The organism is Sphingomonas sp. PSPC2-2, assembly GCF_049897725.1.
GTDB lineage: Bacteria > Pseudomonadota > Alphaproteobacteria > Sphingomonadales > Sphingomonadaceae > Sphingomonas.
The window spans coordinates 286,387-309,858 of sequence record NZ_JAFCWU010000002.1 but is presented as its reverse complement, the minus strand read 5'-3'; the positions used below and the strand labels follow the sequence as shown (position 1 = coordinate 309,858).

26 protein-coding genes are annotated in these 23,472 nt (G+C 65.1%); 12 read left to right on the top strand and 14 right to left on the bottom strand.

Going from position 1 to position 23,472, the window contains the following annotated elements:
• Positions 1 to 25: 25 nt before the first annotated feature.
• From ACP7BY_RS05695 to ACP7BY_RS05680, 4 genes are all read right to left on the bottom strand, one after another.
• The gene (locus ACP7BY_RS05695; RefSeq protein ID WP_033965428.1) at positions 26 to 757 is read right to left on the bottom strand and encodes a hypothetical protein; all 732 of its coding nucleotides are present in this window, start codon (positions 755 to 757) and stop codon (positions 26 to 28) included.
• A gap of 15 nt (positions 758 to 772) precedes the next feature.
• Positions 773 to 4,948, bottom strand: coding sequence for a translocation/assembly module TamB domain-containing protein (locus ACP7BY_RS05690; RefSeq protein ID WP_171010491.1), 4,176 nt, complete (start codon positions 4,946 to 4,948; stop codon positions 773 to 775).
• Positions 4,945 to 6,906, bottom strand: a complete 1,962-nt coding sequence (locus ACP7BY_RS05685; protein WP_137902637.1) for an autotransporter assembly complex protein TamA — start codon at positions 6,904 to 6,906, stop codon at positions 4,945 to 4,947. The genes ACP7BY_RS05690 and ACP7BY_RS05685 overlap by 4 nt, the downstream gene beginning before the upstream one ends.
• Positions 6,907 to 6,968: 62 nt before the next feature.
• Positions 6,969 to 7,181 carry a hypothetical protein gene (locus tag ACP7BY_RS05680; RefSeq protein ID WP_126845258.1) on the bottom strand — a complete coding sequence of 71 codons (213 nt, stop codon included), beginning with the start codon at positions 7,179 to 7,181 and terminating at the stop codon, positions 6,969 to 6,971.
• Positions 7,182 to 7,362: 181 nt separating this feature from the next.
• Between ACP7BY_RS05680 and ACP7BY_RS05675 the strand changes: the two genes are divergently transcribed.
• Positions 7,363 to 7,545: a hypothetical protein gene (locus ACP7BY_RS05675; protein ID WP_033965429.1), complete on the top strand. Its 183-nt coding sequence runs from the start codon at positions 7,363 to 7,365 to the stop codon at positions 7,543 to 7,545.
• 1 nt (position 7,546) lies between these two features.
• Here ACP7BY_RS05675 and ACP7BY_RS05670 read toward each other — a convergent pair whose 3' ends face one another.
• The gene (locus tag ACP7BY_RS05670; protein WP_231565164.1) at positions 7,547 to 8,182 is read right to left on the bottom strand and encodes a S24 family peptidase; all 636 of its coding nucleotides are present in this window, start codon (positions 8,180 to 8,182) and stop codon (positions 7,547 to 7,549) included.
• 71 nt (positions 8,183 to 8,253) lie between these two features.
• Here ACP7BY_RS05670 and ACP7BY_RS05665 point away from each other — a divergent pair, with 71 nt between their 5' ends.
• The 6 genes from ACP7BY_RS05665 (at position 8,254) to dcd (ending at position 11,087) form a co-directional block, all read left to right on the top strand.
• The gene (locus tag ACP7BY_RS05665; protein ID WP_033965450.1) at positions 8,254 to 8,436 is read left to right on the top strand and encodes a hypothetical protein; all 183 of its coding nucleotides are present in this window, start codon (positions 8,254 to 8,256) and stop codon (positions 8,434 to 8,436) included.
• Positions 8,433 to 8,744, top strand: a complete 312-nt coding sequence (locus tag ACP7BY_RS05660; RefSeq protein WP_033965431.1) for a hypothetical protein — start codon at positions 8,433 to 8,435, stop codon at positions 8,742 to 8,744. The genes ACP7BY_RS05665 and ACP7BY_RS05660 overlap by 4 nt, the downstream gene beginning before the upstream one ends.
• 57 nt (positions 8,745 to 8,801) lie before the next feature.
• The gene (locus ACP7BY_RS05655; RefSeq protein WP_126845255.1) at positions 8,802 to 9,284 is read left to right on the top strand and encodes a UPF0262 family protein; all 483 of its coding nucleotides are present in this window, start codon (positions 8,802 to 8,804) and stop codon (positions 9,282 to 9,284) included.
• Between the two features lie 10 nt (positions 9,285 to 9,294).
• Positions 9,295 to 9,978: a GH25 family lysozyme gene (locus tag ACP7BY_RS05650; RefSeq protein WP_033965432.1), complete on the top strand. Its 684-nt coding sequence runs from the start codon at positions 9,295 to 9,297 to the stop codon at positions 9,976 to 9,978.
• Positions 9,975 to 10,439 (top strand): cytidine deaminase, encoded by a 465-nt coding sequence (locus tag ACP7BY_RS05645; RefSeq protein ID WP_033965433.1) that lies wholly within the window; start codon positions 9,975 to 9,977, stop codon positions 10,437 to 10,439. Before ACP7BY_RS05650 ends, ACP7BY_RS05645 begins: the two co-directional genes overlap by 4 nt.
• Before the next feature lie 93 nt (positions 10,440 to 10,532).
• A complete protein-coding gene (dcd, locus tag ACP7BY_RS05640) occupies positions 10,533 to 11,087 on the top strand; it encodes a dCTP deaminase (RefSeq protein ID WP_010407963.1) in 555 nt (184 codons plus the stop codon).
• Positions 11,088 to 11,375: 288 nt separating this feature from the next.
• Here the strand turns inward: dcd and ACP7BY_RS05635 are convergent, their stop codons facing one another.
• The 4 genes from ACP7BY_RS05635 to ACP7BY_RS05620 all read right to left on the bottom strand — a co-directional run bounded on the left by ACP7BY_RS05635 (position 11,376) and on the right by ACP7BY_RS05620 (position 13,932).
• On the bottom strand, positions 11,376 to 11,804 hold the full coding sequence (locus tag ACP7BY_RS05635; protein WP_010407958.1) for an ExbD/TolR family protein: 429 nt from the start codon (positions 11,802 to 11,804) through the stop codon (positions 11,376 to 11,378).
• A gap of 30 nt (positions 11,805 to 11,834) precedes the next feature.
• Positions 11,835 to 12,317 carry an ExbD/TolR family protein gene (locus tag ACP7BY_RS05630; RefSeq protein WP_033965434.1) on the bottom strand — a complete coding sequence of 161 codons (483 nt, stop codon included), beginning with the start codon at positions 12,315 to 12,317 and terminating at the stop codon, positions 11,835 to 11,837.
• Positions 12,318 to 12,412: 95 nt separating this feature from the next.
• The gene (locus ACP7BY_RS05625; protein WP_426287996.1) at positions 12,413 to 13,198 is read right to left on the bottom strand and encodes a MotA/TolQ/ExbB proton channel family protein; all 786 of its coding nucleotides are present in this window, start codon (positions 13,196 to 13,198) and stop codon (positions 12,413 to 12,415) included.
• A gap of 65 nt (positions 13,199 to 13,263) precedes the next feature.
• Entirely contained in the window at positions 13,264 to 13,932 is a 669-nt protein-coding gene (locus ACP7BY_RS05620; RefSeq protein WP_033965436.1) for an energy transducer TonB, read from the bottom strand.
• 222 nt (positions 13,933 to 14,154) lie between these two features.
• Here ACP7BY_RS05620 and ACP7BY_RS05615 point away from each other — a divergent pair, with 222 nt between their 5' ends.
• Positions 14,155 to 15,006, top strand: a complete 852-nt coding sequence (locus tag ACP7BY_RS05615; protein WP_137902639.1) for a hypothetical protein — start codon at positions 14,155 to 14,157, stop codon at positions 15,004 to 15,006.
• Here the strand turns inward: ACP7BY_RS05615 and ACP7BY_RS05610 are convergent.
• The 3 genes from ACP7BY_RS05610 to ACP7BY_RS05600 all read right to left on the bottom strand — a co-directional run bounded on the left by ACP7BY_RS05610 (position 15,003) and on the right by ACP7BY_RS05600 (position 16,403).
• Positions 15,003 to 15,341, bottom strand: coding sequence for a Rossmann fold domain-containing protein (locus tag ACP7BY_RS05610; RefSeq protein ID WP_033965437.1), 339 nt, complete (start codon positions 15,339 to 15,341; stop codon positions 15,003 to 15,005). The two genes, ACP7BY_RS05615 and ACP7BY_RS05610, sit on opposite strands and share 4 nt — an antisense overlap.
• Positions 15,338 to 15,709 (bottom strand): dihydroneopterin aldolase, encoded by a 372-nt coding sequence (locus tag ACP7BY_RS05605; RefSeq protein ID WP_033965438.1) that lies wholly within the window; start codon positions 15,707 to 15,709, stop codon positions 15,338 to 15,340. Before ACP7BY_RS05605 ends, ACP7BY_RS05610 begins: the two co-directional genes overlap by 4 nt.
• Positions 15,710 to 15,770: 61 nt before the next feature.
• On the bottom strand, positions 15,771 to 16,403 hold the full coding sequence (locus ACP7BY_RS05600; protein WP_033965451.1) for a glutathione S-transferase family protein: 633 nt from the start codon (positions 16,401 to 16,403) through the stop codon (positions 15,771 to 15,773).
• A gap of 110 nt (positions 16,404 to 16,513) precedes the next feature.
• Here ACP7BY_RS05600 and ACP7BY_RS05595 point away from each other — a divergent pair, with 110 nt between their 5' ends.
• From ACP7BY_RS05595 to ACP7BY_RS05580, 4 genes are read left to right on the top strand one after another with little or no spacing between them, the layout of a single operon-like run.
• Complete coding sequence (locus ACP7BY_RS05595) at positions 16,514 to 17,026, top strand: GNAT family N-acetyltransferase (protein ID WP_033965439.1); 513 nt, start codon at positions 16,514 to 16,516, stop codon at positions 17,024 to 17,026.
• Between the two features lie 42 nt (positions 17,027 to 17,068).
• Positions 17,069 to 17,635 (top strand): DUF1285 domain-containing protein, encoded by a 567-nt coding sequence (locus tag ACP7BY_RS05590; protein WP_033965440.1) that lies wholly within the window; start codon positions 17,069 to 17,071, stop codon positions 17,633 to 17,635.
• On the top strand, positions 17,632 to 18,228 hold the full coding sequence (locus ACP7BY_RS05585) for a CoA pyrophosphatase (RefSeq protein ID WP_033965441.1): 597 nt from the start codon (positions 17,632 to 17,634) through the stop codon (positions 18,226 to 18,228). Before ACP7BY_RS05590 ends, ACP7BY_RS05585 begins: the two co-directional genes overlap by 4 nt.
• Positions 18,216 to 19,439, top strand: a complete 1,224-nt coding sequence (locus ACP7BY_RS05580) for a CCA tRNA nucleotidyltransferase (protein ID WP_033965442.1) — start codon at positions 18,216 to 18,218, stop codon at positions 19,437 to 19,439. Before ACP7BY_RS05585 ends, ACP7BY_RS05580 begins: the two co-directional genes overlap by 13 nt.
• Here the strand turns inward: ACP7BY_RS05580 and ACP7BY_RS05575 are convergent.
• Both ACP7BY_RS05575 and parC read right to left on the bottom strand, forming a co-directional pair.
• Positions 19,409 to 21,124 carry a putative bifunctional diguanylate cyclase/phosphodiesterase gene (locus tag ACP7BY_RS05575; protein WP_081988748.1) on the bottom strand — a complete coding sequence of 572 codons (1,716 nt, stop codon included), beginning with the start codon at positions 21,122 to 21,124 and terminating at the stop codon, positions 19,409 to 19,411. The two genes, ACP7BY_RS05580 and ACP7BY_RS05575, sit on opposite strands and share 31 nt — an antisense overlap.
• 93 nt (positions 21,125 to 21,217) lie before the next feature.
• Positions 21,218 to 23,464 carry a DNA topoisomerase IV subunit A gene (gene parC / locus ACP7BY_RS05570; RefSeq protein ID WP_137902640.1) on the bottom strand — a complete coding sequence of 749 codons (2,247 nt, stop codon included), beginning with the start codon at positions 23,462 to 23,464 and terminating at the stop codon, positions 21,218 to 21,220.
• Positions 23,465 to 23,472 lie beyond the last annotated feature (8 nt).

Sequence of the window (23,472 nt, the reverse complement as noted above, 5' to 3'; positions counted from 1 at the left end):
CACCTAGCCGCCTGCGCATGATCGGTTAAGGCGTTACGCCGGTTTGCGGGCGGGCGGGCTGAAGCTTTTCAGCGTGAAGCTCGCGCCCTCGCGCACGATATGGTGCTTGGGCGGCAGCGGCTTTTGCGGGGGCCGCTGCGTTTCGGCAGTTTTGGGCAGATCCGGCATTGGCTTTACCTCCAGGGCGGCACCGCTCGCTCGGAGTGGTGAACGCCTCTGCCAGCAATATAGTCGCTTCCGCGCAGAATGCGAGCAGGAAGCCGGTCATCACGAATAGCAGTACCTGGCTCCGAGCCTTGGCCTTCGCAACGTTGTTTCGCCTGTTGCGTGTCGCGGCATCGGCGAACTCACCGATCATCAGCGTCCGCAAATCGTCGCGAACCAGACCGTCTCGCTCGACCGCTTTCTTGCCAATGTCCTGATAGAAGGTGCCCAAGGTCTGCGCATAATCCAGGATTTCGACATCATTGGGCGGATAACGATAGTCGCGCAGGCGGATGACATCCCAAAACCAGCGCCCCGCGATGACAAAGCACCCGACCGATCCAACCAACAGAAACACCACCGCGATCGTCCAGCCCGGATCGCGCACCGAAAAGGCCGAGCGATAAATGCTCGGCAGGACGGCGACGGCAAGGCCCAGGATCGCCGCGAAAAACGGCAGCGAGCGCCAGATTGCCTCATCGGCGTCCAACTCACGCTTGTAGGAGTCCGCAAACAGCGCCGAGAGATATTCGTCGGTCTTGGTTTCCGCCACCGCCTGCTCCCCGCCTCAATAATCCTTCGATACGCGCAAGTTTGCGCTTTGCCTTCCCAGCGTCGAGATCGTCGACAGCACCGACAGCCAACGCGTCACCTGGAACTCGACCTGCGTCGCCGAATAGCCGGCTCCGTCGGTGACGATCTCGGCATAAAAGCGCCGCGTGATGTATTTGCCCGCCGCGACCGAGGTGCCCTGCCCGGTCTGCGCGTCGGCGGGAAGGATGCGCAAGCGGTCGAGCCCGGCCACGCGGCGGACCGCGTTGATCGGATCCAGCCCGCCTTTGCCGTTCTGCAGCGCCGCCACTGCCGAGGCCAGTTGCAACGCCTCGGGGGCGGACAGATTGGTGATCGACGTGCCGAACAACAGCCGCGACAGCAATTCGTCCTGCGGCAAGGCAGGCACGCTGGAGAAGGTGATTTCGGGCTTGAGCGCCGGGCCGGTGACGTTGATCGAGGCGTTCAGCCCGGTAGTGTTGGCATTGGCCGAGATATCCAGCGCCGGATTGGCGGGGACTTCGCCGGCAAACAGGATCTTGCCGCGTTCGAGCGCAAAGCTGCGCCCGGCGAAATCGTAATTGCCCTGCACCAGATCGGCGCGACCGGTGATCGCGGGATTGTCGGGCGCGCCGCCGATCTTGAGGTCCGCCGACCATTCGCTGCGCAGGCCAAGTCCGGTGACCAGTACCTGATTGGCCGCGCGCGCATGGATGGCGAGCTGCCACGGCGCGCGCGGCGCTTCATCATCCTCAGCGCCGCCGCCGGGCACGTTGATTTCGCGAATGGCGAGTTGCGGCACCGCGCTGGCGGCGCTTGCTTGGCCCAGGCGATAGCGCGCCTTGTCGAGCTTCAGATCGCCCGAAATCGTCCCCCCTGCCCCATCCGACTGGAAGCGCAACGGGCCGGTGACGGTTGCGCCGATATCGTCGCGCGCGATCATCACCGCATGATCGGTCTGCAAGGTCAGATCGAGCCCGAGGCCGTTCTTCGCCGCGAAATCGAAGGTGCCGCTGCCGTTGACGTGCCCGCCCTTGCCTGCCTCTGCGGCGAAGCGATCGATCGTGAGGCGTGACCCGCCAAAGCGTCCGGCCGCCTGCACATTGGTCAAGACGGTGCCGGTCGTCGCGCTTTCGATGCGCGCCCCCTTGGCCTGGACAACGCCGCTGATCTGCGGGTTGGCGATCGTGCCGCCCACATCCGCGCCGATCGCGACCGGGCCGGTAAGATCGAACAGTTCAACCCCGGTCAGTCGCCAGATAGTGTCGGCAGGCCCATCATAACGAAGCTGCGCAAACGCCCCCGCATTGGACACACGCGTCGTCAGATCGGGCCCTGCAGGCAATGTAAGCAACATTTGCGCGCGGCCCACGGTCTTGCCACCGGTGGCGGCGACCGCGCGCGCGGCGATGCGGTCGGGCGACAGCACTCCGGCAATCCCGACATCGACCGGGCGCGACGACAGGATCAATCCCGAACGGGTGAGCCCGCGCACCGTCATGTCGATCTTGCCCGTCGGGGCAGCGCCGCCGCCCTGCGCATAGGACAAGGTGCCGGAGGCGTTGCCGCCCAGCCCAAGCCCCGGATAACCAATATCGAGGATCGACAGCGGCATCCGCGCCAGCGTCGCGTCGATCGCGCTCGATTTGCCGGTGAAGCGGCCCGACAGCTTGGCATCGCCACCGGAAAAAGTGAGATCGGTCGCGGCCAGACGCCAGCCATCGCCATCGCGCGTAAACACCGCCGGTGTAACGAGCTTCAGCGGACGACGATCGAGCGTGCCCTGCGCCGTGACGGTATAATTGTCAGGGGTCACGCGGATGAGCGACTGGATATCGAAGGCGCGCCCGCTCGACCCGGCAATCGAGGCGGTGATGGTGCCGGTACCGCCGCGCAACGAGGCGCGCGCGGCAAAGCGCCCGATCACCAGCGCCCCGCGCCGCAGCCCCGCGCCGTTCACGCTCGCCTCGATCGACGTTCCCGCCGGATCGAGCAGCGCCACCGCATCGAGATGCCCGCGCCGCAGCACCACCGCATCGCTCAATCGTGCCGCCGTCGCATCCAGATGCGCTTCGATCCGCTGATGCTCGCCCACCGGACGGAACAGCAATGCGCCCGACAAGCCGCCACCCGCAACGGCAAGCGTCCCGTCGAACCCGCCGGGCACGATCCGCAGCGGGCCTTTGGCGTGCGTGCCGCTCACCGCCAGATCGGCGATTGCGATCGTCCCGTCGCCGCCCTTGGGCAGCAGGATCGCGCCATTGCCGCTGAACGCCCCCAGCCGCGACCCGCCGCGCGCGGTGAAGGTAAAACCCTCGGCGGTCGGATCGAGATGTGCGACCACGTCGCTCAAACCCATCGTGTCGTTGGGGCTTTTGAACACCAGATCGAGCGTCGGATGGTCGATCTTGCCGTCGAGCTTCAACGTCAGCGGGCCATAGGTTGCTTGCTGGCCAACCCCTTCGAAATGGAAGGTGCCGTCGCGGCGGCGATAGCCATTGCCGGTGATGCGGATTTGCGGCGCGGTCAGCACGAGATGGTTTAGGTGCAGGATCCCGTCGGGGGTCCGCTCAAGCCCGCTGACAAGGCGCGGCAGCCCACCCGCCAGCGACCGGAAGAACGCATTCTCCAGCGTCAGCATCCGCGCCGTGCCCTGCCCGACGACGCGCGTGCCGTGGCCGCCCGGACCGGGCACCGCCTTGAGCGTCGTCTGCACGTCGACCACGCCGAGCCCCGGGATACGATATCGCCCAAGCCCGCCGTTCAGGCCGATGTCATAGCGCCCGTCGCTGAGATCGAGCAGCAGATTGATGCGCCCGTTGAGCTTGTCCGACGTCAATTTGAGATCGTCGCCGATGACGAGCTTTGAGGTCACCCGCAGCACGCCATCGATCGTAAGATTGCGCAGGATACCGCCCGCCACGTCGCCAACCCCGGTAACCCGCGCCGCCACAGCGTGGATCGGCAGCAGCACGGGCTGTTTCGACAAATGCCCGCGCCCGGCGGCGTGGAAATCCTCAAAGCCCGTATTGTCAAAGGCGAAGCGCACCGCGGTCAGGCGATAGTCGAAGGCCGCTGTAGCGAAACGGCCATCGAGGATCGTGCGCAATTCGATCGCGCGCCCGGTCATGTTGGGGAACAAAGCCGGTGGCCGCAGCAGGGTCGCGTGGAGCCGCACAGTGCGATAGGCGCTTTCAGCCAGATCGAGCGTGCCGTCGGCCGTGAGGCTGAGCGACACCGAACGCAGCGCGAGCGTGCCCTTGAGCTGCCGGTCGACCAGCGTCGCGCCGCCATTGACCAGCACGCGCGGGGCGGTCAGCCGTTCGAGCTTGCCATGCACCAGCGGGGCAGGCGTCAGGACACCCGAAAGCGTATAGGCCCCGGCCCGGTTGGTCAGCGCGAGATCGACCAGCCGCGTCGGCCCGACATCGGCAATCGCGCTGCCCTGCCAGCTCTGCCAGCTTCCCTTGCCGGCAATGTCGAGCGCAATCGGTCGCGCGACCCCCGCGAGCTTGGCGAGCACGCCCTTGGCGCTGCCGCGCGCCTGCGCCGCGACCTCCAGCCGGTTACGATCGGGCTCGGCGTCGAGGTGGACGCGCAGCCGGTCACTCCCTGCCACCATCGCTGCAAGATCGATCAGCGCGCGGCGATTGTGGATGTCCGCGCGTGCCCGCAACCGCCCGATCCGCTCCACCCCGGTCACCGCGCGCCCGACGATCAGCCGGTCCACCGCCAACGCCCCGATGCGAATATCGAACCCCGGCAGGATCGGCCCCTTGGTCTCGGTCGGGCGCGTCTCGGGCAATTTGGCCAGTGTCGCGCTCGGGATGCGCAAGCTGGTGATATCCAGCCGATTGTCGAGCCAGCGCAGCGGCGACCAATGCAGGTCGGCACGCGGTGCCGCAAACACCAGTCCCTTCGGGTCGCGCACGCGCACATCGATCAGCGTCGCGCGGTTGTAGATCGATCCCTCGATCCGCCCGATGCTGTAGCGCAAGCCATTGGCGGGCCGCAGTCCGGATATGGTATCGGCGATCATCCGGTGCCCGATCGCGGTATCGACCAGCCCCAGCGCGGCGAGCAGCACCAGCAGCAGGCCGAGCACCGCACCCAGCACAATCCGCCCCCAATGGCGGCGGCGCGGCGGGACCGGTGCGGCTTCGACCGTCTCCGGGAGCGAGTCCCAGGTCAAAACGCCTGCCCCAACGAGACGTAGACGGCCACGCGCGGATCGCCCTTGGCGGGGTTTACCGGCGTGCCGACATCGATGCGGATCGGCCCGAAATTGGAATAATAGCGCACGCCAATGCCGGTGCCGTAGCGCATTCCGCCCAGCGTCGGGATGCCGCCGGTGTAGATGTTGCCGCCGTCGAAGAACGGCACCACGCCGAAATGGCCAAACGCCTTGACCCGCGCCTCGAGCGAAAATTCGGCAAGGCTGCGCCCGCCGATCGGATCGTTATTGGGGTCGCGCGGGCCGATGTCCTGATAGCCATAACCGCGCACCGACGCCCCGCCGCCGGCGTAGAAGCGCCGCGACGGTGCCACCGCATCGCGCGGCGCGCCCGCGATCGTGCCCAGGCGGATACGTCCGGCCAGCACCGCACCGGTCGTGATCGGCTGGTAGGCGCTGGCGTCGATCTGCATCTTGGCATAGCCAAAGATCGATCCTTCCAGCGACGCCTCGGGCGAGAAGCGTCCGCTCAGGCGGAAGCCGCGCGTCGGGTTGAGCAAATCGTTCGACCCGTCATAGCTGAGCGAGGTCGGCAGGGCGGCAATGAAATAGGTACGCCGACGCGGGGCACCGGTGGTGACGATCACATCGCGCTCGTCCGACGCGGCAAGCTCCCCGCCCAGCGACCAGGTCCACTTCTTCTGGAAGAAGATGTTGGTCTGCCGCTCCAGGCTGCCCGAGAGCGACACGGTGCGCGCCTGATAGGCGGTGCGCTTCAAGTTGGAGGCAGCCGCCTGAAAGGTCAGCACGCGGTCGCGCCCTTCGAAATTGTTGCGGCGGAAGATGACGCTCGCCAATTGCTCCTCGGTGCCGAGCACACCGCGCAGCGTCAGCGCGCCCTCGGGCGGGAACAGATTGCGGTGCGTCCAGCTCACTTCCGCGCGCGCGCCTTCGCCAGTGCCATAGCCAAGCTCCCCGGCAATGGTGTGCGGCGGTGCCGGTTCCAGGCCGACCGCAATATCAACCGTGCCCGGCTCAGTGCCTTCGACGGGCTCGATCTTGGTCGAGGAGACCAGCCCGGTCTGAATCACCGCCCGCCGCAAGTCGACCAGCGCAGAGGCATCATAGGTCTGGCCGGGGACGAAGCGGGCAATGTCCTGCACATGCTTGGCCCCGAACACCTTGTCGCCCGAAGTCATCACGATCTTGCCGAAGCGGCGCTCGGCCCCCGGTACCACCGCCATATCCAGCGTGGCGGTGTGCGCGGCGCGATCGACGACGATTTGCGGATCGCCAACCACGGCAAACGGGAAACCGCGATCGTTGATCGTGGTGCGCAGGCTCGTCTCGCCCGCGACCACGGCATCCGAATTGACGGCATCGCCCGGATTGACCCCGAAGGCGTGGCGAAGCGTTTGCGCCTTCGCGCCGGCCGCTTCCACCCCTGCGACGTTGACACCCGCGAAGGTGTAGAGTTGCCCCGGCTCGGCATCCAGCACGACCAGCGGTCGCGCAGCCGGTTCCACCCGCGTCGTCACGTGCGCGTCGTAATAGCCTTCGGCGCGCAGCAATGTCGTGAGCAGGGTTGCGTCCTCGCGCGCGCGGCGATCGAGCTGCGCGGCATTGGCGGGTTGGCCGACATTGGCTTTCAGCGTCGACAACTGGGCGAAACGATCGCTGAGCAGGCTACTCGCGACATCGTCGATCCCGTCGACGCGGAAATCATAGCGGGTGTCCCCGGTCAGCGCGGTTGGCGTATCCGCCGAAACCGGCTCGGGCGGGGCCTTGGACAAATCGGGCCAGTCGACCCCCAACCCCGGCAACGGCGCAAGCGGCGATTGCGGATCGAGCGGCGATACCTTGGGGTCAGCCGGATCGGTCGACGGACGCACTTGCGCCATCGCACGCGGGCAAAACACACAAAGGACTCCGGCGGCGGCCAACGACACGCCCCGCCGCCCGACCGACAACGCCATGGCTCGTCCTAGCCCGGCTGCGCCCGCAGTGACAGGGGCTTAGTCGCCGATTTGGCCGCCGCTCAATGAACCGTGCCGACCGCACGGTCGGCCGAAAGCAACACGATCAGCCGCTCGATCTGCCGCCATCGACAAAAGTGCAGATAATTGCCGAGGTCGCGACTGCGGTCGGCGCGCGCCGCCGCCTCCAGCGCCGCCTCATCGCCAAATATCGTGATCAAATCGGTCGCATCGACGAAAGCGGCGCGGTCCGCGAGGTAAGGCAAGCAGGTCATCAACTCTCCGCGCAAATTTCTGGCCCGCAAGCGTGCAAACATCGAGGAAACACGCCCCGTGCCAGTTTCGCGAAAACGCGGCAATTCGGCCCCCATCAGGGTTAACGCGATCCACCAGACCGCACAATTCTCTCACGATGGGACGCTGGCGTCCTGCACCGGGACATGGCAAAGCGCCCGCATGGCACGCTCCCCCTCTCCCCGGACGCCGCTCGCGGGCGGTTTTTTGATCGCGATCGGTGCGATGGCAGGTGCCGGGATCGGGTTGTTCTCGCCGATCGGGCCGACGCGGGGCTTCCTGGTCGGGATTGCGCTGGGCGGTGCGCTGTCGCTCGCCCTGTGGCTTGTCGACCGACGCAAATAGCTCAACGCAACGTCCGCGACAGCCACACGACGCGACCGATCACGTCCACCGACGTCGAACGGATCGGAGGATAAACGGGATTGTCGCTGGAGATAACAAAGCCTTCAGCCACTTTCGCGACACGCTTGACCAACAGCACACCATCCCGCCGGAGCACGAAGATCGCCGGGCTCTCGCTGACCCGCGTATCGCGTTCGTCGATCACGATCTGATCGCCATCGGCAATCGTTGGCACCATCGAATCCCCACGCGCCCGCAACATCGCCGTACTGGCCGGGCGCAGCCGCAAATCGTCGAGCAAGCGGGGGTCGAGCAGCATGTCCGCCTCGCCCGGATCATCGTTCGCGATCGCCCCCGGCCCAGCCGACACCTCGACGTCCAGCCGTCGGATCGTCGCCATCGGCGTTGACGGCGGACCACCCAGTTCGGCCGCATCCACCCGGAAATAGGCCGCGAGCAGCGCACGGTCGCGCTCCGCCAGATCGCGCGGCGTCCCCCTTCGCACATATTGCTGCAGATAGGCATCGTTACGCCGCAGCATCCGCGACAGCGCGGCATAGCTCGCCGTGTCGGCATCGATCAGCGCCGCCAACCGCGCCCGGGGATCGCCTCGCTCCATAGCCGACACGATAGCCATAGGAAATTTCCTAGACAAGTTGGAAAATGGAACAGATCGTGAACTTCGGCGCGAATCACGGGAGATTGGACATGTCGGTGCTGCAAAAAATCGATCGCTATCTGAAGGCTACGGCAATGCCACCGACCAAGTTCGGACGGCTCGCAGTGCGGGACCCGCGGCTTGTCCACGACCTGCGGCGCGGTCGCGAACCCGGCCCGCGCATGGTACGCCGGATCGAGGCCTTCCTCGCCGAACAGCAGGCGCGACCATGAGCCGCGGCCCCGATGCCGCCACGCTGCTCCGCCGGGCGCTGGAACGCGATGCTCGCACGCAAGGATGTGCCATCACGATCGGCACCGTGCACAGCACACGCTGGGCCAGCGCGACCTTCGTCGGTGCGCAACATCGGTTGACGCTGGATGCGCCCGATGATGCTGCGCTGGCGCACTGGCTCGGTGCATTGGCCGAAGCCGAACTGACGCTGCGCGGACATCTTGTCGCCGATGCCACGGTAACCGCGCTCGCGCGGCACGGCGAATGCGCCGAGGCGACGATCGAAGTGCTGACGGTCGAGGCCTGACGCTTCGACCGGGCGCGATGGATTGTCGCGCGCGCGCCGCCCGGCTACGGCTGCGCCATGTCCGACCCGCGCATCATTGCCGTAACCCTTGACGAGCGCACCATCCTGTGGCGCTCGGCCGATATCGAACAGGAACGGCGGATCGCGATCTTCGACCTGATCGAGGGCAACCATTTTGCGCCGCAAAAGGCGTATCCCGACGGCTATGCCGGCCCGTACAAGATCGATCTGACGGTCGAGGAAGGACGGCTCGGCATCGGCATCCACCGCGAGGATGGCACCCATCTCGAAACCTACATCCTCGGCATGGGGCGCTTCCGTCGCCCGATCAAAGATTATTTCGCGATTTGCGACAGTTACTATCAGGCGATCCGCAACGCCACGCCCGCCCAGATCGAAACGGTCGATATGGCCCGGCGCGGCGTCCACAATGACGCCGCCGCGTTGCTGAAAGAGCGGCTGGAGGGCAAGATCGACATCGATTTCGATACGGCCCGTCGGCTGTTCACGCTGATTTGCGTCCTGCACATCAAGGGGTAAAGCGGGCAGCATGGGGCGTTGGAAAAAGCGGATCGGCCTGGCCGGTGCCGTCATCATCACCATTGGCATAGCGTATGCGGCGGGCTGGACCTGGATGCACCATTGGCGGCCGTCCGACAAATACCCCTTTCAGGGCGTGGATATCGCCGAGGCGAACGGAACGATCGATTGGTGGGCGGTGAAGCGCGCAGGGGCCGATTTCGCCTATGTCCGCGCGACCAGCGGTGCCGACAAGCGCGATACGCGTTTTCTGGAAAACTGGACTGGCCTTTATGAAACCGGGCTGCGGCGCGGTGCCAGCCATCTTTATTCGATCTGCCGCCTCGCCACCGACCAGGCCAATCTGTTCAACACCACCGTGCCGCGCGACGAAAACGCCCTGCCTGCGGCACTGGAACTCGATTTCGCGGCGGATTGTCCCACGCGCCCAGCGGGGCCGATCGTACTCGACGAGCTGCGCCGCTACATCACGATGGTCGAATCGCACACCGGCAAGCCGGTGCTGCTCAAGGTCAGCAAAGCGTTTGACGCGGCCTACGGCGTGACATTGGCAATCCCGCGTCCCGTCTGGGCGGTGCAGGATTTCTTTCCGCCCGATTATCCAGCAAGGCGTTGGCGGATGTGGCAGGCAAACGGCACGCGGCGCATCGACGGCGTCGACGGACCGATCCATTGGGACGTAGTAGCACCATGACCGAAGACAGCACCCGCGACACGCTGATCGCCGCCGCACGCGCCGCCGCGCGCAATGCGCATGCCCCCTATTCGCGCTTCGCCGTCGGTGCGGCAGTGCTGCTGACGGACGGACGGATCGTGACCGGGGCCAATTTCGAAAACGCCAGCTATGGCCTGTCGCTGTGCGCCGAGACGGTGGCACTCGCCACCGTCAACAGCGGCGGCGACTTGCGCCAGGTGGTGGCCATAGGTGTCATCGGCGGGGCGATGGACGCGGATGGCCGCCCGACCGGCAACGCCCCAGTGGGCCCCTGCGGGCGCTGCCGCCAGGTCATCAACGAAGCCGCCGATATGGCCGGGCGCGATATCCTCGTATGGTGCGGTGCGGCCGAGGGCGATGCGGTCGAGCGGCGTACCATTTCCGAATTGCTGCCACACGCCTTCGGGCCAAAGGATCTGGGCTTGGGCGCTGCTGAATAGCCGCGCGAGACGAACACGGCAGCCCCTTGCCCGCACCGCTATTTCCGGCGAAACGCGGGGACCGAAGACCGACACCATAGGGGAATCATTCGCATGTCGATCATGTCCGACCGCTGGATCCGCGAGCAAGCGCTCGCCACCGGCATGATCGAGCCGTTCGTCGACGGGCAGAAGCGTGAAGGCTGCATCAGCTACGGCCTGTCCTCCTACGGCTATGACGCGCGCGTCTCCGACGAGTTCAAGATCTTCACCAACATCGACAGCGTCATCGTCGATCCCAAGGATTTTGCGGCGAACAGCTTCGTCGACCGCAAGACCGACGTTTGCATCATCCCGCCCAACAGCTTCGCGCTCGCACGCACGGTCGAATATTTCCGCATCCCGCGCGACGTGCTGGTGATTTGCCTCGGCAAATCGACCTATGCACGCTGCGGCATCATCGTGAATGTCACCCCGCTGGAACCCGGCTGGGAGGGGCATGTGACACTGGAATTTTCCAACACCACCCCCCTGCCCGCCAAAATCTACGCCAATGAGGGCGCGTGCCAGTTCCTGTTCCTCGAAGGCAATGAGCCGTGCGAAACCAGCTACGCCGACCGTGCGGGCAAATATATGGGCCAGCGCGGGGTAACGTTGCCGCGGCTGTAAGCGGGCCAAAGTCGACGGAACGCCCCTCCTGCGAAAGGGGGGAATATCAGAATCCGCTCTTCAGAGCTGAGTTGCTGTTCCGCGAACGACCGCCGTCCGTTCGTTTCGAGCGAAGTCGAGAAACCTAGCACAGCGCGTGGCGCTGTTTCTCGACTTCGCTCGAAACGAACGGGCAAAGCATGGTCTTCCCGCTCCTGCGGAGCGTCCATCCAATACCCAGCAAACACCGCGCACAAAAAAGGCGGCCCCGAAGGACCGCCCTGATTGTGCATCGACAGATCGCGACGATCAGAAGTCGTTACGATATTGCTCGTTGCCGATGAAGCCGAGCTTCGACACGTTCGAGCGCTTGATGATCGCCAGAACCTTGTCGACCTTTTCATACTTCGCTGCCGGGTCCGGCTGGAAGTGCAGCTCGGGCTCGGGGTTGAGCTGGGTCGTCTGCACCAGATATTGCTGCAGCGTCGCCTCGTCGGTCGGCGCGCCGTTCCACAGGATCACGCCGTCCGGCTGGATGACGATCTTGTTCTTTTGTGGGTCGACGTCAGGCTTCTTCGCGGATGGATCATTGATCGGAAGATCGACCTTCACCGCGTGCGTCTGGATCGGAATGGTGATGATGAACATGATGAGCAACACGAGCATGACGTCAATCAGCGGCGTCGTGTTCATGTCCATCATGGGCTCGCCTTCGGCGCCGCCACTGCTGATTGCCATGTCAAATACTCCTTGGTGCTACCGCACGCATTACGCCGACGGGCCACCCGTGGGGGGCGGTTCCGAGATGAAGCCGACCTTGGCAAAACCAGCCGATTGCATCGTGTAGATCGCGCCACCGATGCAGCGATACGGCGTGTCCACGTCACCGCGAATATGTGCCTCGGGCAGATCTTCGGTCGTCAGATTCTGAGCGCCGCCAGCCTTTTTGACAATCTCTTCGAGCTTGTCGGTCGCGCGCTTGAGCAGCTCTTCGTGCGTAACCCGCGTCAAACCCCAATAGATGGCGCACTTGCCGTCGCTATCCTTGGTGATCGAGAGCGAGACGTTCTCGGGCTTGGTCACGGTCGGGTCGTACCGCACGTCCGGCAGCTTCAGCTTGACCGACTGCACGATCGCCGGAACCGTGATGAGGAAGATGATGAGCAACACCAGCATGACGTCGACGAGCGGCGTCGTATTGATGTCGGACATCGGGGCGTCATCGCCGCCGCCACCTGTACTAATCGCCATGAAAGGCCATCCTATTCGTATCGGTCAGGCCACCCGATCGAGCCGGGCGGCGAAAGAAACGGGGCCGCCGCTGGGAGCGGCCCCGTTCGGTACTCTTAGACGCGGGTCTGCACGCCGCCAGCCTGGCCAGCCGTGGTCGTGGCAGGCTTCGGCGCAGTTGCGGTCGGAGCCTTCTTGCCGGGAGCGGCCGGACGAACCGCACCGTTCGAGGCGAGATAGCCGAGCACGTCGGTCGAGAAGGCGCTCAGGTGCTCCGCAATCGCCTTGTTACGGCGCTGCAGGAAGTTGAAGGCGAGCACGGCCGGAACCGCGACGACCAGACCGAAGGCGGTCATGATCAGCGATTCACCGACCGGACCTGCGACCTTGTCGATCGATGCCTGGCCAGCCTGGCCGATGCCGATTAGCGCGCGGTAAATACCGAGCACCGTACCGAACAGACCAACGAACGGTGCGGTTGCGCCGACGGTTGCGAGGAAGGCCAGACCGCCACCGAGCTGCGAGTTGATCGCCGCTTCCGAGCGCGAGAGCGCGCCGTGCAGCCAGTCATGCGCTTCAACCGGATCGGTCAGGCGCGAATGCTGTTCCTGCGCTTCGATGCCGTCGTCGACGATCTGCTTGTAAGCCGAGTTCTTCTCGAGCTTGGCAGCGCCTTCGCGCAGCGAGTTGGCATTCCAGAAGGTCGCGCGGACGCGACGGCCCTGGTTGATGATCTTCTGCTGTTCGAACAGCTTGGTGAACAGGATGTAGAGCGTGAAGAACAGGAAGATGGTCAGGATTGCTGCCGTCGTCCAGGTGACAGGGCCGCCCTGCTTCATCGCGTTCATGAAGCCGAAATTGTCAGCAGCCGATGCACCGGCAGCGAGAATGGTGGTGGACATTGCGAAGACTTCCTTCTCGAAAAATGCCCGTGCGCCTCACCCCGGAGGACGCACGGGTGGATGGTTTATTGAGGCAAGCGCCAAACAATGTTACGCGAAGACGACGAGCGGATCGGATTGCCCGCGGTGTCCTGGGCAGGCGTATAACGCCCACGCCGCGTAATGTTCGAGCAAGCAGCGCGGTCGAGCGAAGCGTTACCGCTCGACGCGACCACAACGCAGTTCTCGACACGACCAGCGGTATTGATTTCCCACTTGATCTTGCTGGTGCCCTGCGCCTCGGCGCTCAGTGCGTCCGAAGGATAGTCATCCGTCGTAACCCATTGCGACGGGTCGCCCTTGGCACCGGCGGCCTTGCTGATGGTCGGAGCCGGCGGCGCGGCAACCGGAACCGGGGCCGGCGCAGCGGCGCGCGGCGTAATCACCAACGCGGGCGGCGGAACGGCAACCGAGACCACAGGAGGGGGCGGAGCCGTAACGCGCACGATCGGCGGCGGCGACACGACCGGCGGGGTCTGAAGCTGCGGCTGCTCGGGCGGCGGGGGCGGCGGTTTGTCGGGTGGCGGCGGCGGTGGTTCGACGACGTCGAACGTGTTCAGCTTTTCGGTAACCTTCTTGATGTATTTGAAGGTCAGACCGTTCACGAAACCCCACGCGAACAGCGCGACAATGATCGACACGATCACGATCGAAACCACGCGGCTGCCACTCGTATTGCGATCAGCGTAAGCCATTCAGAAACGAAACTCCTCTTTTCCGGTCACGACGGTCCAAGCCGATCCGTAACGTCCGCTCGTTATTCCGGCCTGCCATGGGCTAATATATCCTGGACAGGCCCAACCTCTATCGCGCCGAAAACAACGACGCAAACGCTTTGTCTCACGCAACAAACGTACAACCGCCGCATGGCAGAATTATTTCTGTATAAAAATTGCTTCCTCGGATACCCGTTGGGAATGCCAAAGTTCCCAAAAATCGCCCTGACCGCCGCAATTGTCGGACTTTCCGCCCCATCCGCCGTTGCGGCGCAACATGCTCCGATAGCTACGGAAAGCACCGCGCCATCGCCCGCTTATGCCGATTATGCAGATCTCGTCGTCGCGGCTCCGGTCATCGTCGATGCGACCGTTCGCAGCACCGTCCGGCTCAAGCCGACCGATTCGGCAGGCCTCCCGCCCAGTATGGCGCGCCTTTATGTGGAAGCCGACGTCTCGGCACTGATTCGCGGCACCGATGCCATGCCCGCGCGACTTGGCTATACGCTGGACGTGCCGCTCGACGCCCATGGCCGCGCGCCGCAATATCGCAAGAGCCGGGTGTTGCTCTTCGCCCGCGCCGTGCCCGACCAGGTCGGGCAGATCCAGCTCATCCGCCCCGACGCCCAGCGCGGATGGTCGGCGGCTGGCGATGCGTTGACGCGGCGAATCGTGCGCGAAACGCTCGCCCCCGACGCACCGCCGACGGTGACGGGCATCGCTAACGCCTTTCACACGCCGGGTGATCTGCCCGGTTCGGGGGAAACGCAAATCTTCCTGTCGACGGCGGACAACCGCCCGATTTCGCTGACGATCGAGCGAAAGGCGGGCGAAGCGCCACGCTGGTCGGTCGCCTTGAGCGAAGTGGTGGATGCCGCCGCGCCGCCGCCGCCGCGCGACACGCTGTTATGGTATCGGCTGGCGTGCAGCTTGCCCGCGACCTTGCCCGACGCGGTGCTGCACTCGTCCGGCGACGATGCGACGGTCGCCCGCGAGGATTATGCCTTGGTCATCACCGCGCTCGGGGCCTGCGATCGCGGCGGACGCTCCTAATCGCGTGCGCCGATACGCAACACCTGGCCAGTCGAAGATGTCGCCGCTGCCAGAAAGAGCGCGGCGGCGAGGACATCGTCCGCACACGCGCCATCAGCGAGATCGAGCGCGGCCACGCGCATAGTTGGTGCGGCGTCGATCGCGATCGGGCCAATGCCTGCGATCAGCAATGCCCGGTCCAATTTTGGGACGGTTTCGGCAATGATGAGCAACGCCAATCCGCTATCAGCCCGCGAATCGGATACCGTATGCCGGAGTTCGGCCAGCGCAGCGGCATCGGCGGCGATCACGACGCGCGCCTGCCCTGCCAACGCCGCGGCCACCGCCTGCGTCACCGGCGGTTCCGCACCAGCGTAATTCCGATCGATTCGCCCGCCTCGGCGATGGCCAGCTTGACGATCGACACCTCGACCCGCGTTACACGCGCATCTTGCAGGAACAGCGTTTCGCAAATGTGCTCGGCGACCGCCTCGACCAGCGTGAAATGCACCCCGGTCGGCAGGGCGGTGGTCGCGGCATGTTTCAGATCGAGATAGTTTTTCGAGGCTGACAGCGGCGTATCGGGATCGAAACGATCGGGCACCTGCAAATCCACCGTCAGCGAAATGCGCAGCGGTTGCGGCAGATGCGTCTCCTCCGAATAGATGCCGGTCAGCACCATCACTTCGAGATCGTGGACGTTCAGCGTCAGGCGGTCGGTCAAATCTTGCCCTTCTTGTCGATATGGGCGCGCGCCATAGCAGATCGCGGGCGCAGGGGAACCGTCACGCGGCGGCGCTGCTCCGGGCGGATGCGGCGGCGTGCCAGCGGTGCAGATGGACGAAGCCCTCCGGCACCGTCAGTCGCGCGGCCTTGGCGAAATCGATCGTGACCAGCGCCGAGATATCGGCGAAGCTGTAGCCGTCGGTGGCGATCCAAGCGCGCCCGGCGAGATGGGCATCGAGTGTTGCGGTAAACGCCGCCCACAAAATACCGCCGCGTTCGGCCAGTTCGGGAATTTGCGGGATGGCGGGCCACTTGCCCGCAACACCCCGATCGCGAAACGCCTCGCGCTGGTTGCGCAGGACATAAACCGCCGCAGCATAGCCTTCCTGCTCGATCCGCCGCGTCCACGATTCGATCCGCGCAATGTCCAGCGCGCTTTCGCCGAACAGCGACGGTGCTGGCTGCAGCGCCTCGAAATACCGGCAAATCGCCGACGATTCGCACAGCACCTCGCCGGAATCGAGTTCGAGCGCCGGCACCACCCCGCGCGGATTGATCCGCAGAAAGGCCTCGCCCAAATGTTCATCGCAGCGCAGATCGACCGGCACGCGGTCAACCTCGATTCCCTTTTCCGCCAGATAGATGCGAACGCGTCGCGGGCTTGGTGCCCAGGCGGCATCATAAAGTTTCACGAAGACTCTCCCCATTCGCCTTGCGTTCAGCGCGGTGGAGGCTAAAGCGCGCGGCCCCTTCGGTCTATGGGCCCGTTCCAGCGGGACACCGAGGGGACGAGGAAATCGCCGTGATCGAATATGTGCCGATTGCCGATGTTGCGCCCGCTGCGGTCGAGGGATTGCTCGACCGTGCCTTCGGCGCGAACCGACAGGAGCGCACCGCCTATCGCATTCGCGCAGGGATGGAGGCGATTCCGGCCCTGAGCTTCGCAGCGCTCGACGATGGCGCGTTGGTCGGCACGATCCAATGCTGGCCGATTCGCTTTGTCGGGGATGACGGGCGCGACGTGGCGATGGTGCAGCTTGGCCCGGTCGCGGTCGAACCCGGGCGGCAGCAAGGCGGCATCGGGCGCGCGCTCACCGCGCAAGCGCTTGCGGCGGCGGAGGGTGCTGGCCTGGCGGATGCAATCACGCTGATCGGCGATCCCGAATATTATGGCCGCTTCTTCGGTTTCGATGCCGCGCGCACGGCGGAATGGCGCGTGCCCGGCCCGGTCGAGCGGCATCGTCTGCTCGCGCGCGGCGACAAAGTGCCGAGCGGGGCGGGCCTGCTCGCGCCACGGATCGTCGCGCTGGCCTGACGCGGGTTTACGCAACGACCCGCCTGCCCTACCGCCGCTGACATGCCGATGGAGCCGATCCCCGATCTCGCCGCTTTGTCGCTCGCCGACATTGCGCGCCTTGCCGAAGCGCGCAAATTGCCGCCGGTCGAGCGCTGGAATCCCACGCATTGCGGCGACAGCGAAATGCGCATCGCGCGTGATGGCACCTGGTTCCATCAGGGCTCTCCGATCGGGCGAGAGGCGATGGTGCGGCTGTTCTCGACGATCCTCCGGCGCGAAGCCGATGGCGGCTATGTTCTGGTCACCCCGGTCGAGAAGCTCGACATCGTGGTCGAGGATGCGCCGTTCGTTGCGGTGGAAATGAAGGTGTCGGGCGAAGGCAAAGTGGCGACGCTCACCTTCCGGCTCAATACCGGCGATCTGGTCACCGCCGATGCCGATCATGCGCTACGTTTCGAGCCGCGCGAGGATGGTCCGCGCCCCTATCTGCACGTGCGTGCCGGGCTCGACGCGGTGGTGGCGCGCACAGTTTATTACGAGTTGGCGCAACGGGCGATCGACGGTGGCGACGTGCCGCCCGGCGTGTGGAGCGCAGGCGCATTCTTCCCGTTGGAGCCCTCCGCATGACGCTCGTGTCCCGTTTGCAGCAGGCGCTCGCCAATGGCCATGCCGATACGGTGCTGTTGACCGGCGACCATGTCGATCCCGATGCGATCGTCACCGCGCTGACGCAGGCCGCGGTGCTGATCCCGGTCACCGATCGCGCCGAACCGGGAGTGATCCTGACGCGGCGCACCGACACGCTGTCGCGCCATGCCGGGCAGATTGCCTTTCCCGGCGGCCGGATCGATCCGGGCGATGCCGGGCCGGTTGCGGCGGCCTTGCGCGAAGCAGAGGAAGAAATTGCCTTGCCGCGCACGCACGTCCGCATCGTCGGCGAAGCGGACCGCTACCGCACCGTCACCGGGTTCGAGGTGACGCCGGTGATCGGCGTAGTGCCGCCCGATCTGGCGTTCATCCCCGCCGCCGCTGAAGTCGCCGAAGTGTTCGAGGTCCCGCTCGGTTTCCTGCTCGACTCGGGCAACCACATCGAGGCGAGCGTCGAGTGGCAGGGCCGCAACCGCCATTATTATGAAATTTTCTGGGGGGACCATCGCATCTGGGGCGCCACCGCCGCGATGATCGTCAACCTCTCCCGGCGGCTGCGATGGACGGCCTGACGCTGCCCGACGCTCCGTGGCGGCAGCGCGCGGGGCTGGCCGAATTATGCGCGGTGCTCGGGACTGCGCGTGGCGACGCGCGCTTCGTCGGCGGCGCGGTGCGCGATTCGCTGCTCGGGCTGGACGTCGCCGATGTCGATCTGGCCACGCGCCACCCGCCCGAGGATGTGATCGACCTGCTCGCCCGCGCGCGGATTCGCGCAGTGCCGATGGGTCTTGCCCATGGCACGATCACGGCGGTGCTGGCGGATGGCTCTCCGGTCGAGGTCACCACGCTGCGCAGCGACGTTGCAACCGACGGACGCCACGCCACCGTCGCCTTTACCGATGATTGGCGGGAGGATGCCGCGCGGCGCGATTTCACGATCAACGCGCTCTATGCCGATCCGCAAACGGGCGAGATCTTCGATTATTTCGGCGGCCTTGCCGATCTGGCGGCGCACCGCGTGCGCTTCATCGGCGATCCGTTGCAGCGCATCGCCGAAGATCATCTGCGCATCCTGCGCTTCTTCCGCTTCCACGCGCGCTTTGGCGATATGCCGGATGCGGCGGGGCTGGACGCCTGCACTGCGCGCGCCAACGATTTGATGGCGCTGTCCCGCGAACGGATCGCGGCGGAGCTGCTCAAGCTGCTGGTCGCCCCCAATGCGGTGGCGACACTGCGGCTGATGGTCGAGCGCGGCATCTTCCGCCCGGTCCTGCCCGAAATCACCGCCGAGGGTGTCGAGGCCTTTGCCGACGTTGCGGGCAGCGAAACGCTGGCGGGCCTCACCCCCGATCCGATCCGTCGCCTCGCCGCTATGCTGCCGCGCGATGCGAAGGTCGGCGAGGATGTCGCCGCACGGTTGAAACTCTCGAACGCGCAGCGCAAACGCATCGTCTCGGCGCTCACGCCCGATCTCGCCGCCCCGCAGGCGCTCTCCTATCGCCTGGGCCGGGAAGGCGCGATCGACCGCGTGCTGCTGCATATCCCGGCGGCGATGGAGCGTGTGCTGGCGGTGCGCCAGATTCTCGATTGGGTTGCGCCGACCTTCCCCGTCAACGGCGGAGCGCTGGTCGCGCGCGGAGTCGACAAGGGGCCCGATGTCGCGCGGTTGCTCAAGCTGGTCGAACATCAGTGGATCGCCGAGGATTTCCCCTCAGCCGAGCGCGCCAATGCCATTGCCGACGCCGCCGTCGCTCAATTCCTGAGCGATTCCAGCATCGCATAGGCGGCTTCCGCCTCCAGCGGGCGGGCATAGAGATAGCCCTGTCCGTAGGTGCACCCCAACGCCGCCAGCGTTTGCGACAGCTCGTTGGTCTCGATTCCCTCGGCGGTGGTCTTCATGCCGAGCGCCTGTGCGAGCGACAGAATCGCGCGCACGATCGCGATCTTGTCGCGATCGGCGAGCATCCCCGTCACGAAGCTGCGGTCGATCTTGAGGATGTCGATCGGCAGTTTCTGAAGATAGGCGAGGTTGGAATAGCCGGTGCCGAAATCGTCCATCGCGATGGTGGTGCCGAGCGCCTTCAGCGCGTGCATGATGCCGGCCATGCGGTCCGGGTCGGTCACCAGCGCGCTTTCGGTCAGTTCCAGCGTAAAGCGCGATCCGTCCAGGCCGTAGGCGGCAAGCGCCGACTGTACGACCGGCGCGATCGCATCGCGCTGCAACTGGATAGCGGACAGGTTGACCGCGAGCTTGACCCCGCAATCGCCCCCCATCCGCGCATCCCACTGCGCCAGCGTCGCCGCCGCTTCCTGGATCGCCCAGCGACCCAGCGGAACGATCAGCCCCGATTCTTCGGCCACGGGGATGAAATCATTGGGCGAATACTCAACTCCCGCTTCATCGCGCCAGCGCGCCAGCGATTCGAACGACACCAGTCGCCCGGTCGCGAGATCGCAGATCGGTTGATAGGTCAGCCGCATCTGCCCGCGCTCGATCGCGCGGCGCAGCGCGGTTTCCATGCCGAATTGCTCGCGCGCAATGTCGAACGCCTGCGTCTGATACGCCTCGGTCTTGCCCGTGCCCTTCGAGCGTTTTACCGCAAACTGGGCGTGCCGGATCAACTCCTCGCCATCGTCGATCGCCGCCGTGCCGAACGCGATACCGATCGAGCAGGCGACACGAATTTCGAAATCGGACAGGCGGAAGGGGGTGGAAAGCGCTCCCTGGATGCGCTTGGCGACGTGGTCGGCGTCGCTTGGGCCATCCTCCAACGTCAACAGAATCCCGAATTCGTCACCGCCGGTGCGCGCCAGCACGTCCTGCGCGCGCAAGGCCCCCTTCAAGCGCCGGGCAACCGTGATCAGCAACTCGTCCCCGGCCATCGATCCCAGGCAGGCATTTACGCGGCTGAAACGGTCGAGATCGACGACCAGCACCGCATAGTCGGTGCGCGACGCCGGATCGTCCAATAACGTCTCGAGTCGATCGCTGAAACCGGCCCTGTTGGGCAGGCCGGTCAGGCTGTCGGTCAGCATTTCCCGACGCAAATTGTGTTCGGTGCGCAGCTCGGCGGTCTGATCGACCAGAATCAAGACACACCGCTGATCGGCGTTGCGCGCCAGCCGCGCCAACGTTGCCTGATAATAATGGCAATCGACGGCGTCGCCATATTCGACCTGGAACTCCGCGCGCAGCGAATCGCCCCTGATAAACGCCTCGATTCGTCCCTCGATTTGCCCGACCAGCGAGCGCCGACGATCGCCAATGCCAAGACCCGCCATTTCATAGGCACGATTGACCGCTATGACCGCGATGCCGATGTCCTGCAGCGACAGCATCGCTGCGGGGATGGGAAGCAACTCAATCACCCGCGAGGCGAGCATGAGCGATGGCGCGTCAGCATTATCCTGCGTCAGCGCATCCGCCGCAGTTGAGAGGGCCAAAACAGGGTGCGGAACGAGCGCCATTGCCGTGACGGTAGCGTCAAATCGTTAAGAACCCGCTCAACCTTCCGATTTTTCAGTACGTTGGTGAAATGACACCGTTGGCATTTGCGCCCGCTAGAAGCGGTTATCGCGGGGGAATCCATTGGGTGGCATTCGGCCGGCAGCACCGCGCGCGGCACGCCACGGCGCAAGATCGGTTTCGGTACGGATGCGGCCGCTCTCGCCGCCCATTGGCCAGCTCAATCCTTCGGCAAAAACGAAGGCGATCGCGTCGGATAGCCCTCCATCCCGGAAGCGCATCAGCTGCACCCCCTGCCCGCGCGCCATCTCTGCCAGCTCGGACAGCGGAAACACCAGCAAGCGCCGATTATCGCCTATTGCAGCGATATAATCCGCCTCGGGCGCAACCGGGCGGACGACCTTGAGCTTGGCCCCGATCCGCGGCGTCACCACGGTCTTGCCCTTGCGCGTCTCCGCGAGGATGTCGGCGGTGCGGACGATGAAGCCGCGACCGTCACTCGCCGCGACCAGCAGCTTCTCCGAAATGCCGGCGCGGAAGATCCCTACGATCCCGATTTCACCATCGAGATCGATCATCAACCGCACCGGCTCGCCAAAGCCGCGCCCGCCGGGCAATTTGTCGGCCGCCAGCGTGTAAAATCGCCCGTTTTCGGCCGCGACGATGATCTTGTCGGTGGTATGCGCGGTGAAATCGAACAGCGCCGCATCGCCTTCCTTGAACTTCACCGCCGCAACTCCTGCGGCATCGACATGCCCCTTCATCGCGCGGATCCAGCCGCGCTGCGACAGGATCACGGTAATCGGCTCGCGCTCGATCATCGCCTCGAGCGGGATATCACGCGCCGGGGCCGCCTCGGCGACGGTGGTGCGGCGCTTGCCGAGCTTGGTCTCGGGGCCATAGCGCTCGCGCAATTTGGTGAAGTCGCGCTTCAGCCGCGTGCGCTGCCGCGCCTCGCTGCCGAGCAGTGCCTCCAGCCCGGCCCGCTCCGCTTCCAGCGTGTCGCGCTCCTTGCGCAACTCCATTTCCTCCAGCCGCCGCAAGCTGCGCAGCCGCATGTTGAGGATCGCCTCGGCCTGGCGCTCGTTCAGCTCGAACTCGGCCATCATCACCGGCTTGGGCTCATCCTCGGTGCGGATGATCTCGATCACGCGGTCGAGGTTGAGATAGGCGACGATATAGCCGTGCAGCAGCTCGATCCGGTCGGCGATCTTGGACAGGCGATGCGTGGTGCGCCGTTGCAGCACGATGAACTGATGCGCCACCCATTCCTGCAACGCCTGGCGCAGGCTCATCACGCGCGGGGTGCGGTTGGCGTCGAGCACGTTGAGGTTGAGGCTGAAGCGGACTTCCAGGTCCGACATCTTGAACAGGCTTTCCATCAGCATATCGGCCTCGACCGTGCGACTGCGCGGTTCGATGACGATGCGGATTTCCGAATCCGATTCGTCGCGGATGTCGGCCAGGATCGGCAGCTTCTTGTCGTTGACGATCGCCGCGATCTGCTCGATCAATTTGCCCTTCTGGATGCCGTAGGGGATTTCGGTGACGATCGCGTTCCAGGTGCCGCGCCCCTGATCCTCGACATGCCAGCGCGCGCGCACGCGGAAGCCGCCGCGACCTGTAGCATAGGCCTCGGCAATCGACGCCGGGCTGTCGACGACCAACCCACCGGTCGGGAAATCGGGGCCCTTGATATGCTCCAGCAGCGCCGCATCCTCGGCGTGCGGATTGTCGATCAGCAGGATCGCCGCGTCGAACAGTTCGGCGGCGTTGTGCGGCGGGATGCTGGTGGCCATGCCAACCGCGATTCCCGCCGCACCGTTTGCGAGCAGGTTCGGGAAAGCTCCAGGGAAAAGCTCGGGCTCCTGCTCTTCATTATTATAGGTGGGTTTGAAGCCGACGGCGTCTTCGTCGAGCCCTTCCATCAAATCCATGGCGACTTGCGTCAGCCGCGCCTCGGTATAGCGGAAGGCAGCGGCGTTATCGCCGTCGATATTGCCGAAATTCCCCTGCCCCTCAACCAGCGGATAGCGCACCGAAAAATCCTGCGCGAGCCGGACCATCGCGTCATAGACCGAGGAATCGCCATGCGGATGATATTTGCCGATCACTTCGCCAACGACGCGCGCCGATTTCTTATAGGCGGTGTTCGGGTCCATCCGCAGTTGGCGCATCGCCCACAACAACCGGCGGTGCACCGGTTTCATGCCGTCGCGCACGTCGGGTAGCGAACGCGCGGTGATCGTCGACAGGGCATAGACCAGATAGCGGTCGCTGAGCGCGCTATCGAAGGGTGAGTCCACGATGGCCTGGAAGGGATCGGTCAAATCGGTCGGCATAGCTCCGC

Bases quoted from the DNA above. Each gene is read 5' to 3' on its own strand.
- ACP7BY_RS05685 (WP_137902637.1), bottom strand. From the start codon at position 6,906: ATGGCGTTGTCGGTCGGGCGGCGGGGCGTGTCGTTGGCCGCCGCCGGA.
- ACP7BY_RS05680 (WP_126845258.1), bottom strand. From the start codon at position 7,181: ATGACCTGCTTGCCTTACCTCGCGGACCGCGCCGCTTTCGTCGATGCG.
- ACP7BY_RS05675 (WP_033965429.1), top strand. From the start codon at position 7,363: ATGGCACGCTCCCCCTCTCCCCGGACGCCGCTCGCGGGCGGTTTTTTG.
- ACP7BY_RS05670 (WP_231565164.1), bottom strand. From the start codon at position 8,182: ATGGCTATCGTGTCGGCTATGGAGCGAGGCGATCCCCGGGCGCGGTTG.
- ACP7BY_RS05665 (WP_033965450.1), top strand. From the start codon at position 8,254: ATGTCGGTGCTGCAAAAAATCGATCGCTATCTGAAGGCTACGGCAATG.
- ACP7BY_RS05660 (WP_033965431.1), top strand. From the start codon at position 8,433: ATGAGCCGCGGCCCCGATGCCGCCACGCTGCTCCGCCGGGCGCTGGAA.
- ACP7BY_RS05655 (WP_126845255.1), top strand. From the start codon at position 8,802: ATGTCCGACCCGCGCATCATTGCCGTAACCCTTGACGAGCGCACCATC.
- ACP7BY_RS05650 (WP_033965432.1), top strand. From the start codon at position 9,295: ATGGGGCGTTGGAAAAAGCGGATCGGCCTGGCCGGTGCCGTCATCATC.
- ACP7BY_RS05645 (WP_033965433.1), top strand. From the start codon at position 9,975: ATGACCGAAGACAGCACCCGCGACACGCTGATCGCCGCCGCACGCGCC.
- dcd (WP_010407963.1), top strand. From the start codon at position 10,533: ATGTCGATCATGTCCGACCGCTGGATCCGCGAGCAAGCGCTCGCCACC.
- ACP7BY_RS05635 (WP_010407958.1), bottom strand. From the start codon at position 11,804: ATGGCAATCAGCAGTGGCGGCGCCGAAGGCGAGCCCATGATGGACATG.
- ACP7BY_RS05630 (WP_033965434.1), bottom strand. From the start codon at position 12,317: ATGGCGATTAGTACAGGTGGCGGCGGCGATGACGCCCCGATGTCCGAC.
- ACP7BY_RS05625 (WP_426287996.1), bottom strand. From the start codon at position 13,198: ATGTCCACCACCATTCTCGCTGCCGGTGCATCGGCTGCTGACAATTTC.
- ACP7BY_RS05620 (WP_033965436.1), bottom strand. From the start codon at position 13,932: ATGGCTTACGCTGATCGCAATACGAGTGGCAGCCGCGTGGTTTCGATC.
- ACP7BY_RS05615 (WP_137902639.1), top strand. From the start codon at position 14,155: ATGCCAAAGTTCCCAAAAATCGCCCTGACCGCCGCAATTGTCGGACTT.
- ACP7BY_RS05590 (WP_033965440.1), top strand. From the start codon at position 17,069: ATGCCGATGGAGCCGATCCCCGATCTCGCCGCTTTGTCGCTCGCCGAC.
- ACP7BY_RS05585 (WP_033965441.1), top strand. From the start codon at position 17,632: ATGACGCTCGTGTCCCGTTTGCAGCAGGCGCTCGCCAATGGCCATGCC.
- ACP7BY_RS05580 (WP_033965442.1), top strand. From the start codon at position 18,216: ATGGACGGCCTGACGCTGCCCGACGCTCCGTGGCGGCAGCGCGCGGGG.
- ACP7BY_RS05575 (WP_081988748.1), bottom strand. From the start codon at position 21,124: ATGGCGCTCGTTCCGCACCCTGTTTTGGCCCTCTCAACTGCGGCGGAT.
- parC (WP_137902640.1), bottom strand. From the start codon at position 23,464: ATGCCGACCGATTTGACCGATCCCTTCCAGGCCATCGTGGACTCACCC.